The 13184-nt window shown below is 70.2% G+C and carries 13 protein-coding genes; 10 read left to right on the top strand and 3 right to left on the bottom strand.

Going from position 1 to position 13184, the window contains the following annotated elements; translation table 11 throughout:
- Positions 1 to 171 precede the first annotated feature (171 nt).
- The 4 genes from fsa to D7X32_RS38520 all read left to right on the top strand — a co-directional run bounded on the left by fsa (position 172) and on the right by D7X32_RS38520 (position 4060).
- Positions 172 to 837: a fructose-6-phosphate aldolase gene (gene fsa, locus D7X32_RS38505; protein ID WP_120530299.1), complete on the top strand. Its 666-nt coding sequence runs from the start codon at positions 172 to 174 to the stop codon at positions 835 to 837.
- Positions 838 to 986: 149 nt separating this feature from the next.
- Complete coding sequence (locus D7X32_RS38510) at positions 987 to 2123, top strand: acyl-CoA dehydrogenase family protein (protein ID WP_120607511.1); 1137 nt, start codon at positions 987 to 989, stop codon at positions 2121 to 2123.
- A 132-nt stretch (positions 2124 to 2255) separates the two neighbouring features.
- The gene (locus tag D7X32_RS38515) at positions 2256 to 3053 is read left to right on the top strand and encodes an electron transfer flavoprotein subunit beta/FixA family protein (protein ID WP_120607512.1); all 798 of its coding nucleotides are present in this window, start codon (positions 2256 to 2258) and stop codon (positions 3051 to 3053) included.
- 41 nt (positions 3054 to 3094) lie between these two features.
- On the top strand, positions 3095 to 4060 hold the full coding sequence (locus D7X32_RS38520; protein WP_120607513.1) for an electron transfer flavoprotein subunit alpha/FixB family protein: 966 nt from the start codon (positions 3095 to 3097) through the stop codon (positions 4058 to 4060).
- An 83-nt stretch (positions 4061 to 4143) separates the two neighbouring features.
- Here the strand turns inward: D7X32_RS38520 and D7X32_RS38525 are convergent, their stop codons facing one another.
- Positions 4144 to 4722: a cytochrome c oxidase assembly factor Coa1 family protein gene (locus D7X32_RS38525; RefSeq protein ID WP_120607514.1), complete on the bottom strand. Its 579-nt coding sequence runs from the start codon at positions 4720 to 4722 to the stop codon at positions 4144 to 4146.
- 113 nt (positions 4723 to 4835) lie between these two features.
- Between D7X32_RS38525 and D7X32_RS38530 the strand changes: the two genes are divergently transcribed.
- The 5 genes from D7X32_RS38530 (at position 4836) to D7X32_RS38550 (ending at position 9694) form a co-directional block, all read left to right on the top strand.
- Positions 4836 to 5813, top strand: a complete 978-nt coding sequence (locus tag D7X32_RS38530) for a GNAT family N-acetyltransferase (RefSeq protein ID WP_171449787.1) — start codon at positions 4836 to 4838, stop codon at positions 5811 to 5813.
- Between the two features lie 88 nt (positions 5814 to 5901).
- Positions 5902 to 7047 (top strand): calcium/proton exchanger, encoded by a 1146-nt coding sequence (gene cax, locus D7X32_RS38535; protein ID WP_208752681.1) that lies wholly within the window; start codon positions 5902 to 5904, stop codon positions 7045 to 7047.
- A 21-nt stretch (positions 7048 to 7068) separates the two neighbouring features.
- Positions 7069 to 7992 (top strand): DMT family transporter, encoded by a 924-nt coding sequence (locus tag D7X32_RS38540; RefSeq protein ID WP_244239418.1) that lies wholly within the window; start codon positions 7069 to 7071, stop codon positions 7990 to 7992.
- 76 nt (positions 7993 to 8068) lie between these two features.
- On the top strand, positions 8069 to 9043 hold the full coding sequence (locus D7X32_RS38545; RefSeq protein ID WP_120607516.1) for an MBL fold metallo-hydrolase: 975 nt from the start codon (positions 8069 to 8071) through the stop codon (positions 9041 to 9043).
- Positions 9044 to 9079: 36 nt separating this feature from the next.
- Entirely contained in the window at positions 9080 to 9694 is a 615-nt protein-coding gene (locus D7X32_RS38550) for an MOSC domain-containing protein (RefSeq protein ID WP_120607517.1), read from the top strand.
- A gap of 19 nt (positions 9695 to 9713) precedes the next feature.
- Here the strand turns inward: D7X32_RS38550 and D7X32_RS38555 are convergent, their stop codons facing one another.
- A complete protein-coding gene (locus D7X32_RS38555; RefSeq protein ID WP_244239419.1) occupies positions 9714 to 11234 on the bottom strand; it encodes a DUF3943 domain-containing protein in 1521 nt (506 codons plus the stop codon).
- 182 nt (positions 11235 to 11416) lie between these two features.
- Complete coding sequence (locus D7X32_RS38560) at positions 11417 to 12895, bottom strand: pentapeptide repeat-containing protein (RefSeq protein ID WP_171449881.1); 1479 nt, start codon at positions 12893 to 12895, stop codon at positions 11417 to 11419.
- Between the two features lie 44 nt (positions 12896 to 12939).
- Between D7X32_RS38560 and D7X32_RS38565 the strand changes: the two genes are divergently transcribed.
- Positions 12940 to 13184, top strand: a 245-nt coding sequence (locus D7X32_RS38565; protein WP_279635654.1) for a S4 domain-containing protein, incomplete at its 3' end; no start/stop codon positions are given.

Raw genomic sequence — 13184 nt, forward strand, 5'->3', positions numbered from 1 at the left:
GCTTCTTGGCGGTGGAGCGGGGGGCGCGGGCCATGGCTGGGCGCTACCTCTACTCCAGGCCTCACGTGGGCGGCCATCCTTGACGCATGGGGGGGCCTGGGCTACGGCCTGCCCGCCCGGCCGCCCGTGGCCGGGGAAACCTTCTTCACCACCGGAAACCAAGGGGACGGCATGAAGTTCTTCATCGACAGCGCGGACGTCGGCGAAATCCGCAAGGCCCACGAGATGGGCTGTGTGGACGGCGTCACCACCAACCCGTCACTGCTGGCCAAGGTCGGCCGGAACCTGGAGGAGACCATCCGGGAGATCTGCTCCATCGTGGACGGTCCCATCAGCGCGGAGTGCGTCTCGCTGACCGCCCCGGAGCTCATCAAGGAAGGCCAGGGCCTGGCGAAGATCCACGACAACGTCGTCGTGAAGATTCCCATGGGCGTGGAGGGCATGAAGGCCGTCAAGGCGCTCACCGCCGACGGCATCCGCACCAACGTCACCCTCTGCTTCTCCGCCAACCAGGCCCTGCTGTGCGCCAAGGCCGGCGCCACGTACGTGTCGCCCTTCGTGGGCCGGCTGGATGACATCTCCCAGGACGGCATGGAGCTCATCGCCCACATCCTGGAGATCTACCAGAACTACGACTTCACCACGCAGGTGCTGGTGGCCAGCGTGCGCAACCCCGTCCACGTCCTCCAGGCCGCGCGCCTGGGCGCGGACGTCGCCACGCTGCCCTACAACGTCATCACCCAGCTGGCGAACCACCCGCTCACCGACGCGGGCATCCAGAAGTTCCTCGCGGATTGGGAGAAGGTTCCCAAGCAGGCGAAGCCCGCAGGCAAGTAGGCCCCCGGGCGCCTGGGCCTCCCCCCGTCTTCGTTCCGGTGTCCCTGGAACGACGGGGGGACCCTCGCGGGGGCTGGCGCCCGAACGGCGGGAGCGGTATGGCAGGGAAGCGGATTGATATTTGAATCAACCCTCCCGGAGCCCGCCCCATGGATTTCCAGCTCAGCGAGTCCCAGCGCGCCTTGCAGGATGCCGCGCGCAAGTACGCCCGTGACGTGGTGCGCCCCAAGGCCCCCCACTACGACGAGACCTCCGACTTCCCCAAGGACCTCATCTCCGCGGCCTTCGAGCTGGGCCTGCTCAACATGGCCATCCCGTCGGAGTACAACGGCGTGGGCCTGACGCACCTGGAGCAGGTCATCGTCTGCGAGGAGCTGGCGTGGGGCTGCGCGGGCGTGGCCACGTCCCTCATCGCCAACGACCTGGCCAACCTGCCCATCATCCTCCACGGCACGGATGACCAGAAGAAGCGCCTGCTGGCCCCCTTTGGCGAGAAGCTCAAGCTCAGCTGCTTCTGTCTCACGGAGCCCAGCGCGGGCTCCGACGTGGCGGCCATGGGCACCACCGCGCGCCGCGAGGGTGACGAGTACGTCCTCAACGGCAGCAAGTGCTTCATCACCAACGCCGGCTACGCGGATCAGTTCACCGTGTTCGCCACGCTGGACAAGGGCAAGAAGCACAAGGGCATCACCTGCTTCGTCGTGGAGGGCCGTCCCCAGGGGCTGACCACCGGCAAGCACGAGAACAAGATGGGCCAGCGCGCCAGCAACACCACCACCGTCACGTTCGACGAGGTGCGTGTCCCGGCGAAGAACCGCATCGGCGAAGAGGGCGAGGGCTTCAAGATCGCCATGGCCACGCTGGACAACAGCCGCCCGCTCACCGCGAGCATCTCCATCGGCATCGCCCGCGCGGCGCTGGAGCACTCGCTGGAGTACTCCGCGCAGCGCCACACGATGGGCAAGGCCATCCGCGAGCACCAGGCCGTCCAGTTCATGCTGGCGGAGATGGCCATGAACACCCACGCCGCGCGCCTGCTCACCTACGAGAGCGCCCAGGTGCTGGATGAAGGACAGCGCAACACCCTCCAGTCCAGCTATGCGAAGTGCTTCGCCGCGGACATGGCCATGAAGGTCGCCACGGACGCGGTGCAGGTGTTCGGCGGCTACGGCTACATGAAGGAATACCCCGTGGAGAAGCTGATGCGCGACGCCAAGCTCATCCAGGTCTACGAGGGCACGAGCCAGGTGCAGCGCCTGGTCATCGCGAAGGAACTGTTCAGGTAGAAAAGCAAAACTGTGCCCGGCGGGGCTTTCCCGTTGCCGCCGCCGTGTGCGGATGTCTATTACTCCGGCCCTGATGCGCGATGCGTCAAGCCGCCCGAATTTCCAAACACTCCCCACTGAGGAGAGCCCGCCGTGAAGATTCTCGTCACCGCCAAGCGCGTGGAAGATCCCGAGTCGAAGATCAAGGTGAAGCCGGACGGCTCGGACATCGTGAAGGAGGGGTTGAAGTACAAGATCAACCCCTTCGATGAAATCGGCGTGGAAGAGGGGCTGCGCCTCTCCGCGAAGCACACCGGCGAAGTGGTGGTGGTCTCCATCGGCGGCAAGGAGGTGCAGGAGCAGCTGCGCCACGCGCTGGCCATGGGCGCCAACCGCGCCATCTGGGTGAACCACACGGGCCCGCTGGATCAGCTGGGCATCGCGGGCCTGCTCCAGAAGGTCGCGGAGAAGGAGAAGCCGGACATCGTCCTGCTGGGCAAGCAGTCCATCGACGACGACCAGAACCAGGTGGGCCAGTACCTGGCCGAGTTCCTGGGCTGGGGCCAGGCCACGTTCGCCTCCAAGGTGGAGTCGCTGGAGAGCGACCAGGAGAAGAACAAGGTCCCGGCGGTGGTGCTGTCCGCGGACAAGAAGAGCGTCCAGGTGGTGCGTGAAGTGGACAACGGGCTCGCGACCCTGGAGGTCCAGCTGCCCGCCATCGTCACCACGGACCTGCGCCTGAACCAGCCGCGCTACGCCAGCCTCCCGGGCATCATGAAGGCGAAGAGCAAGCCCATCGAGGAGCTGACCCCGGCGGGCCTGGGCGTGGACGTGGCGCCGAAGATCCAGGTGCTCAAGCTGGCGTCGCCTCCGGCGCGCAAGGCGGGCATCAAGGTGCCGGACGTGGCCACCCTGGTGGAGAAGCTGCACAACGAGGCGAAGGTCGTCTGACCGCGCTCCCAACCCTTCCAACGATTCCGGAGACAGACACCATGTCCATCGTCCTCATCGTCGCCGAGCAGCAGCCGGACGGGAACCTGCGCAAGGCTTCCCTCAACGCCATCGCCGCGGGCAAGCAGCTGGCGGACAAGTCCGGCGGCGAGCTGCACCTCGTCCTGTTGTCCAAGGACCCGTCCAAGCTGGCGGAGGAGCTCAAGGGCTCCGGCGCCAAGGCCATCCACACCGCCGCCGCTCCCGAGCTCGAGCATTACCTTGCTGAGACCTACGCCCCCGTCGTCGCGGGCCTGGCGCAGGAGCTGAAGGCCACCTTCGTGGGCGCGGCCTCCACGGCGCAGGGCAAGGACCTGCTGCCGCGCGTCGCCGCCCGGCTGAAGGCCGCCATGGCCACCGACATCACCGCCATCAACGGCAGTGGCGCGGACATCACCTTCACGCGCCCCATGTGGGCCGGCAACGTGTTCGCCGAGGTGAAGCTCACCACGCCGGTGCAGGTCATCAGCATCCGCGCCACGGAGTTCGCGCCGGTCGCTGGCGCGGGCGCGTCCGCGGAGGTGAAGTCCTTCCAGCCGAAGCTGGAGGCCTCCAAGACGAAGTTCGTCAGCTTCAACGAGGTGAAGAGCGCCCGTCCGGAGCTCACCGAGGCCAGCGTGGTGGTGTCCGGTGGCCGCGGCACCAAGGGTGACTTCAAGGAAGTCGAAGCGCTGGCGGACCTGCTGGGCGCCGCGGTGGGCGCGTCCCGCGCGGTGTGCGACGCGGGTTGGGTGCCCAACGACCTTCAGGTCGGCCAGACGGGCAAGGTCGTCGCGCCGAAGCTGTACATCGCCGCGGGCATCAGCGGCGCCATCCAGCACCTGGCCGGCATGAAGTCCTCGAAGACCATCGTCGCCATCAACAAGGACCCGGAGGCGCCCATCTTCCAGGTGGCCGACTACGGCCTCGTGGACGACCTCTTCAAGGTCCTGCCCGCGCTGCGCGAAGGCATCCAGAAGCTGAAGTAGTCCCAGGCCGCCGTCACTGGCGGACCGTGACACCGTGGGGCGCGTCGCCGGGAACCTTCCCGGGGGCGCGCCCTTCGTCGCGTCTACAGCTCGATGTCGCTGTCGTGGCCGGGCTTCTTCTGGGCCGGCGGCTCGGAGGGCTCGGCCTCGTCCGGCTCCAGGCCGTCCGGCGCGTCGCCGGGGTCCAGCTCGTGCGGCACCTCCGGCGCTCCGGAGGGCGCCTCACCGGTGTCGAGCAGGTCGATGCGCTGTCCGTCCTCCACCTGCACGTAGAGGGTGCGGAAGGTCCACGCCTCGCCGTTCTTGTCCGCCACCGCGTGGAGCTTGCCGTCCGCCTTGGGGCCGTCCAGCGGGACCGTGAACTCCGCGTGGGTGCGGCCGTTGACGGTGCTCACCTGGGTGTTGCTGGGGAAGCCCGGCTTGAAGGTGCCGCCCAGCGCCTGCTGCACATGCGGGTCCTCCTGGGCCTCGGCGATGGCGTCCGTGTACGCGCCCATGTCCTTGAAGGACGTGTAGCCCCAGCCCACGGCGATGGCGGCGAAGCAGAAGCAGGAGCCCAGCATCCCCAGACAGCCCACGGGCACCGCCCACTTCCAGTTGCGGCTCCACCACCCCTGGCGGGGCACGGGTGCGTAGTCACCCTCGGGCATCGTCGGCGGCATGGGCCCTCCTGGCCTGGACCTGGGGCCGTGTCATAGCCGGTTCCGGACGAAGCGGGAGCAGGGCCTGCACCGGAGGCGGGTTTCGGGGGCGCCTTCATGACAGAGTGGGTGTCATGCCCTCTGGTGGCGTCTCGACGGCCGAGCTCGCGGACCTGCTTGCGGCGCTGCCCTTCGGCCACCGGCTGTGGGTGCGCGGCATGGGGCGGTGTCTCTATCCGCTGCTGCGCAGCGGGGACGCGGTGCGGCTGTTGCGCTGCGGGCCGGAGCGGCTGGCGCGCGGGGACGTGGCGCTGGTGCGGCACGGGCCCAGGCTGGCCGCGCAGGTGGTGCTCTCCACCGAGCCCTGGGTGACGGAGTCGCTGCTGGGCGGCACGGACGTGGCGGGCGGGGAGCTGGTGGGGCGCATCATCGCGCTCAAGCGCGGGCGCTGGGTGGTGCGGCTGCCCCGGCCCACCCGGCCGGCCCTGTTCCTCATGCAGCGCACCCTGTCCGGCGTGTGGACGAAGCCCGCGTCCCGGGCGGTGTTCCGCCAGCTGCGAGACCTGTTCTCCGGCTGGACGAAGCCGCTGCGCCGCCACTTCGTGGGTCCGCTGGAGATCCGGCTGGTGCGTCCGGATGACCTGGACGCGCTGCTCGCCTTCGCCACCGAACGGCTGGTGGTGTCCGGCACCTTCCTGCGCCGGCAGCTGCGCGACCGGTGGGGCCTGCCCCCGGACCGGCGCGTGGGGGCGGCGGCGGGCGCCTTCGACGCGCAGGGGCAGCTGCTCGGCTTCGCCTGGGCGGACGACTACCACCAGGAGGGGCTGGCCCTGGACGGCTTCTGGGTGCGCTCGCTGGTGGTGTCCCCCAAGGTGCGGCGCATGGGCGTGGCCACCGCCCTGGTGCGGTGCCTGGTGGAGGAGGTCCACCGGCAGGGCGCGGACCGGCTCCACGCGGACATCGACGAGGACAACACCGCGTCCCTGCGGACCTTCACCGGCCTGGGGTTCAGGCCCGCGCCTGACGCGCTGACCACCGCGACGAACCAGCAATGGGACGCGGCGGGGGGCAGCAAGCGGCTGGTCGTGCTGGTGCGCCCGCTTCCCGCCTGAGTCCCGACGGGGGTTGCACCCTCCAGGCAGCTGGGCCAAAAGCACCCCCGTCCCGTTCCCCCCGCGTTTCTTGTTGGCGAGGCCCTTCGTGAGCACTCCCGCGTCCATCACCCCGCCTTCTCCTGGCAGCCCTGGCACGCCCCCGTCCTCCGAGGGCGAGTCGAAGGGGGGCTTCAACGTCGACCACCTGTTCCTGGGCCTGCTGGCGGTGTTCTTCCCGCTGGCCATCGCGTCGCACTTCTTCTTTCCGGGCGTGTGGACGTTCGTCCTCTGCGCGGTGGCGCTCGTCCCGCTGGCGCGCCTGATGGGCGAGGCCACGGAGGTGATTGCCCACAAGTTGGGCTCTGGCCTGGGCGGCCTGATGAACGCGTCGTTCGGCAACGCCGCGGAGCTCATCATCGCGCTGGCGGCGCTGCGCTCCGGCCACGCGGACGTGGTGAAGGCGTCCATCACCGGCGCCATCCTGGGCAACCTGCTGCTGGTGCTGGGCGCGGCCATCCTCGCGGGCGGCCTGAAGTACCCGAAGCAGAAGTTCAACATGACGGCGGCCCTGTCCGGCTCCGCCATCATGTTCCTGGCGCTCACCGCCATGTCCATCCCGGACCTGTTCCACGCGGCGCGCGGCCCCGCGGCGGAGAAGGTCCTCTTCCCCATGTCGGTGGCCATCTCCGTCATCCTGCTCATCGTCTACGCGCTGTCGCTGCTCTTCTCGCTGCGCACGCACTCGCACCTGTACGCGGGCGAGGAGGACGGCGCGCCGGAGGAGATGCCGGTCTGGAGCACGAAGAAGGCCACCGTCGTCCTGCTGGGCGCCACGCTGGGCGTGGTGGTGGTGGCGGAGTTCCTGGTGCACGCGATTGAGGACGCCATCGCCGCGTTCGGCTTCACGCACACCTTCGTGGGCGTCATCATCATCGCCATCATCGGCAACGCGGCGGAGCACTCCACCGCCATCCTGATGGCGCTGAAGAACAAGATGGACCTGGCGTTCAACATCGCCTTCGAGTCCTCCAAGCAGATCGCCCTCTTCGTCGCGCCGGTGCTGGTGCTCGTGTCCATCCCGCTGGGCCAGCACCTGACGCTGGAGTTCAGCCACATGGAGGTGCTGGGCATCGCCATCGGCACGGGCGCGGCGACGCTCATCGCGCTGGACGGCGAGTCCAACTGGCTGGAGGGCGTGATGCTGCTGGGCGTCTACGCCATCCTCGGCGTGGCGTTCTTCTTCATCCCGTAGTTCGTCATGGAGGCCGGTCCGGTGAAGCAGGAGCGCAGTGGGGCGACGTGGCGTGCGGACGGGGCGCTGGTGCTCCTCACCGTGTTCTGGGGACTGACGTTCGTGGTGGTGAAGGACGCGCTCGCGTTCGCGGATCCGTTCACCTTCCTCACCCTGCGCTTCGCCGTGGGCGCGGCGGTGATGGTGGCCATCGCGCGCGGGCGGATGTTCGCGCCCGGCATCGTTCCCAAGGGGCTGCTGCTGGCGGCGGTGCTGTTCGTGTGCTTCGCGCTCCAGACGGTGGGGCTGACGGACACCACGCCGTCGCGCGCGGCGTTCCTCACCGGCCTCAACGTCCTCTTCGTCCCGCTGATGTCCATGGTGCTGCTCAAGCGCCTGCCCCGGTGGGGCACCACCGTGGGCGTGGTGCTGGCGGCGGTGGGCCTGTACTGGCTGACGCGGCCCACTTCGGGCGAAGCACTGCCGGGGGATGGGGGGGGCCTGCACCTGGGGGACTGGCTGTCCATCGGGTGCGCGGTGGCGTACGCGGGGCACATCCTGCTCACCGAGCGCTTCGCCACGAAGGACAACGCGGTGGGCCTGGTGGCGGTGCAGCTGGCCGGCGTGGCGGTGATGTCCGCGGTGTGCATGCCCTTCGTGGAGCGCAAGCTGGAGTGGACGCCGCCGCTGGTGGTGGCGGTGCTCACGTGTGGCGTGCTCGCGAGCGCGGTCGCCATCCTGGTGCAGACGTGGGGCCAGGCGCGGACCAGCGCGGTGCGCGCGGCGCTCATCTTCGCGCTGGAGCCGGTGTTCGCCGCGGCCTTCTCCGTCGCGGTGGGCCGCGAGGTGCTGGGCCTGCAGGAGTGGCTGGGCGGCGCGCTCATCGTCGTGGGCGTCTTCGCGTCGGAGCTGGGCACGGTGGTGTGGGACGGATGGCGGGCACGGGGCCGCACGCCCGCCGCCTGAGCATGCGGCGCGCGGGGTGGGGTGCCCCGGCCGGGAGCGCGAGCGCCCGCGCCGCGCTATAGACAGCGCCCATCCCATGAGCGTGGAGCTGAGACGAAACGGCCTGCACCTGACGGGCACGCCCCTGTCGCTGGACGCGAAGCGCAAGTCGCCGCTGTCCTTCGTCAGCCATGGGCACTCGGACCACATTGCCCGGCACGAGAGCACCATCGCCACCGCGGCCACGCTGCGCTTCATGGCCCACCGGCTGGGGCCCGTGGCCTCCGCGCTGTCCGTGCCCTTCCGCCGCCCCTTTGAGCTGGGCCCGCTGCTGCTGGAGCTGCTGCCCGCGGGCCACATCCTGGGCAGCGCGCAGCTGCGCGTCACCCGCGCGGACGGCAAGCGCATCGTCTACACGGGGGACCTGAACACCGCGCCGTCGCTCACCGCGGAGGCCACGGAGGTGGCCACGTGCGACACGCTGGTCATCGAGTCCACCTTCGGGCACCCGCGCTACCGCTTCCCGCCGCGCCCGGAGGTGCTGGGGCAGGTGGAGACGTGGCTGCGCGCGCAGCTGAACCGGGGCGTGACGCCGGTGCTGCTGGGCTATCCGTTGGGCAAGAGCCAGGAGGCGATGAAGCAGCTCGCGGGCCGGGGCTTCCAGCTGGTCGCGCACCCGTCCATCTTCGACGTCGCGGAGCTGTACGCGGAGCTGGGCGTCCCCATCGAGAACCTGCGCCGCTACGACGGCCGCGTGGAGCCGGGCGAGGTGCTCTTCTTCCCGCCGCACCTGGCGCGGGGCGGAGCCCTGGCGCCGCACTGGCCCCGGGCCACGGCGGTGCTCACCGGCTGGGCCATGGACCCCGGCGGCGCGCGGCGCTACGGCGCGGACGTGGCCTTCCCGCTGTCGGACCACGCGGACTTCCCGTCCCTCATGCGCTACGTGAAGGACACCGGCGCGCGGGACGTCATCACCTGCCACGGCTTCGCGGAGGAGCTGGCTCAGGCGCTGCGGGACGCGGGCACGGATGCCCGCCCGCTGGGCAAGCCACAGCAGATGACCCTGTTTTGATTTTGCCGCGTCGGCGTGTTGGAACGGGCGCCCGATATGCCCACTCCTGCTCCCTCGCTGACCGGCCACCTCGCCAACGTGCTGCTGTGCACGGACGCTGAACCGAAGCGCTTCGTCACCCGGGAAGTCCCGGAGTTGAAGGTGGACTTCGCGGGCATCGAAGGGGACCGGCACGCGGGCCTCACGCGCAAGGCGGACGTGCGCGTGCCGTGGTTCCCCAAGGGCACCGTCATCCGCAACACCCGGCAGCTCTCCGTCGTGTCGCGCGAAGAGCTGGTGGAGGTCGCGCGCACCTTGGGCGTGCCGCACGTGCTGGCGTCCTGGCTGGGCGCGAACCTGGAGCTCGTGGGCGTGCCCCGGCTGACGCACCTGCCGCCGGGGACGCGGCTGTTCTTCCCGGAGGACGCCACGCTGGTGATGGAAGGCGAAAACCTGCCCTGCGTGCAGCCGGGCCGCGTCATCGAGGCGCACCACCCGGACATGAAGGGCCTGGCGGGCCGCTTCGTGAAGGCCGCGTGGCAGAAGCGCGGGCTGGTGGGCTGGGTGGAGCGCCCGGGCCTCATCCGCGCGGGGGATGAGGTGCGCGTGATGCTGCCGCCGCCGGTGACGTACTCGCTGCCCTCCGCGACGCCGTCGGAGGCGGTGGGCTGAGCTTCCGCCCCGCGGGCCGTCAGTGCACGGAGAGGAAGAAGCGCAGCTGGTAGGTGTCCTTGTTCACGCTCGGGAAGTCGTCGAAGTGGCTCTCGCGCTGGAAGAGGTTCCCCTCCAGGCCCAGGCCCAGCCGGCGGTACACGGGCAGGTCCACCCGGAGCCGGGCGGTGCGCACCTGGTGCGAGCCGCTCGAGCCGTCCAGCACGATGATCTGTGACAGGCCCGCCTCCAGCGACACGAGGTCCCATTCGTCGCGCGTAAAGGTCACCCGGAGCTGGAGGCCCGGGCCTACGCCGTAGTCGTAGTTGCGGCCCCCTTGCCCGGAGTGCTCGGAGGAGACGCTGGCGAGCAGGGCGCCGTTCATCAGCAGCATCGACCGCAGCGCCGCGCCCCCGGAGAGGTCGTGCTGGTACGTCAGGCCCACGTCCACGGACTGGCTGCCCAGCTCGTAGGCGGCCGTGTTCACGTAGCGCATCTGCTGGAACACGCTCAGGCGCAGCTCGTCGCGCCTGGCGAGCGCCAGGGGGGTCGCCACGAGCAGCCCCATCAGCTGGCCGTAGCTGATCAGGTGGGCCTCCTGGGTGGTGAACTGCACGCGCCCGTCGAACGCGTCGAACGGGCGGCGGCGCGCCCCCCGGAAGGCGTCCCCGTAGCGCAGGGACAGCTCGGTGAAGAACTGGTTCTCTCCCCAGACCAGGGACTCGCCGTTGCCCAGCTTGAGGTAGCCCAGCGTCGCCCAGCCCGCGAAGCGGTCCGGTCTCCAGTCCGAGGGCGTGGGTTCGCGGCGGAAGCTGTCGCCGCGCACCAGGCGGTTGACGCCGCGCACGGGGCTGAGGGCGGCCGCGCCCAGCTCGCGGCCGAAGCGCTCCCAGCCCGTGGCCTCCGTGTCGAGCACCATGGAGGACAGCCGGTAGATGGCCTCGCCCATGATGGTGCCCCCCAGCGTGGTGTTCGCCAGGTCGTTGATGGAGGGCTTCTTGTTCTCCGCGAACACCTCCCATTGCAGGCTGCCCAGCAGCGTGAAGCCCAGGGAGCCCACGTAGGGGATGCCGTTGTCGCGCGCGGCCACGTAGTAGAGGCTGCCGTGATACGGGTGCGCGAGCTGGTTGGTGCCGAAGTGGTCCCCGTCCCACTCGAAGCCCGAGGTCAGGTTCTCCCCCCACGTGGAGGGCGTCACCCGCGCCCACTCCTTGTTCACGAGCACCCGGTCCCACGTCCACACCACCAGGTTGATGGCGGTGACCTCCCCCAGCGCGAGCCACGGGTGGGGCTCCTCCTGGGACTGGGACGTGTCCTCCCGGACAGCCTCCTCGCTCCGCGGGGCATCCGCTGGCAGCGAAGGCGCCGCGGCGCGCACGCCCGCGTGAAGGCGGGGCCCGTCAACGCACGGCCCCTCCTGCGCGAAGGCCGGGCCGCCCAGCAGCAGTCCGCAAGCCAGCAGCGCGCCGCCCGGGGGCCACGGGCTCCCGTCTCCCCCGTGCCCCGGCTCACGCCCGCCTCGCCCCATCGCGCCCGTCCGCGCCCCCGCTCGCGACGACACGCCGCGAGTCCCGAGGGTAGGCAGTCAGGCGACGGATGACGCCCCTCCTCCCAGGGAGGGCGGATGACCGGATTCCAGCGCCCAGGTGGCGCGCGACATGAAAAGGCCCGGCGGGATGCGCGCGTTGGCGCCTCCGACCGGGCCTCCTCCTGCTTCACTCCCGCGTCACGGGAGGCGGGGCGCTACGCCTCCGGCGACTGGACGATGAGCTTCTCCTTGCCGCACACGTCGCACCGCACGTGCACGAACAGGTCGTCGTCGCTGTCCTCGGGGACCTCGCCCTCGGGCACGCCCAGCTCCGCCTTGGCCAGCGCCGGCACCTTGGCCGGGATGTCCTGCGCCTTGAGCGACTGCACGTAGGTCATCTCGCGGTCGTGGCACTCGCGCACTTCCGGGCCCGACAGCCACTGCGGCTCCATGCCCTCCGGCAGCCGGCTGAGCAGCTCCAGGTTCGACACGGACTCCGCCAGGTACGCCAGGCGGCGCAGCCGCGCCTCCTCCGGCAGGGCCGCGAACACCTGGAAGCCCTCCAGCAGCGCCTGCCGGTCCTCGCCCGTGGCCGCGTTCGCCAGCTCCAGCGACGCGTCCGCCGACTCCAGCGCCTCCTCCCAGTTGTTCTCCGGGTTGAAGCCCGCCTCCAGCAGCGACGTGTACAGCTGCGCGGCCGCCAGCCGGCGGCGCACCTCGTGCTGGTGCTCCACCACCTCGTGCGTCAGGCGCAGCTCCAGGAGCGCGCCCGTGGTGCGCGGATCAATGGAGCCCGTGAGGTCGTCCACCTCCACCTCGGTGCGCAGCTCGCCCTTGAGCTGCTTCGCCGCGGCGAAGCGGAACAGCGGCAGGATGCCCACCTCGCGCAGGTACACCGCCGCGACGTTGGCCTCCTTGCCACCCATGCGCAGCGCCTTCTGCGCGCGCTCCACCGCGCCGGGGTCCGCCGCGGGCTTCTTGTTCTCCAGCCGCGTCTTGACCGCCTCGCGGTAGAGCGTCTCCAGGGAGCTGCCCGGCGGCAGCCGCTGCGGCAAGAGCGGACGCAGGCCCGGCACGTCCAGCACCCAGAGCGGGGGAGCGCCCACGTGCTTGAGCGCCCGGAAGAAGAGCGAGCCCGGCGGATCCTGCGGCCGGAACGGGGGCAGCTCGTCCGGGTGCGCGGAGCCGGCGCCGTCCATCGCGCCGCCACCGCCGTGCGACTGGCCCAGCATCTTCTCACGCTGCTCGCGGGTGAACGCCGTGATGCCCTGGACCGGCGGGGGCGGAGGCGGCGGGGCTTCCTCGCCGTCCAGGCCCGTCACGCGGTCCATGTCCACGTCGTCCAGCTCCAGGTCGTCCAGACCCTTGGCGCCGGTGAAGTCGCAGCGCAGGAGCTTCAGCTTTTCGAAGGTACAGCCTTCCAGGTTGGCGCCACGGAAGTCGCAGTCCTGAAGGCGGCCTCCGTGGAAATAGGCGTTGGAGAGGTCCGCGTCCCGGAAGTTCATCTTCGACAGGTCACAGCGCTCCCACTCGGAGCCCACCAGTCCGAGCCCGGACAGGTCGGCGTTGGCGGAGAACAGCTGCGTGAACGTGGCGCCCGTGTGGTCGGTTCCCGCCTGACCTGACTTGCGCAGACGGTTCCACTCGGCGGAGCCGCTCTGGAGCAGCTTCTCGATAGTTGGGGCTTTCGGCATGGACCCCGAATTATTCGTGTGCTCTGGTCCAGGCGCCAGCACAAATGATCGAGTACCGAATCGAAGCCGACACCGTCGGGATGCGGCTGGACAAGCACCTGCGCAAGCGGATGCCCAACGTCCCCGTCAGCCACCTCTTCAAGATGATCCGCACCAAGAAGGTGCGGGTGAACGGCAAGCGCGCGCAGCCGGAGCAGTTGCTTGCCGAAGGAGACGTGCTCACCATCCGCGGCACCGAAGAGCAGCTCACCCTGGCGGAGCGTCCGAAATCGGACCGTCCGCCACCCCC

The organism is Corallococcus carmarthensis, assembly GCF_003611695.1.
Lineage (GTDB): Bacteria > Myxococcota > Myxococcia > Myxococcales > Myxococcaceae > Corallococcus > Corallococcus carmarthensis.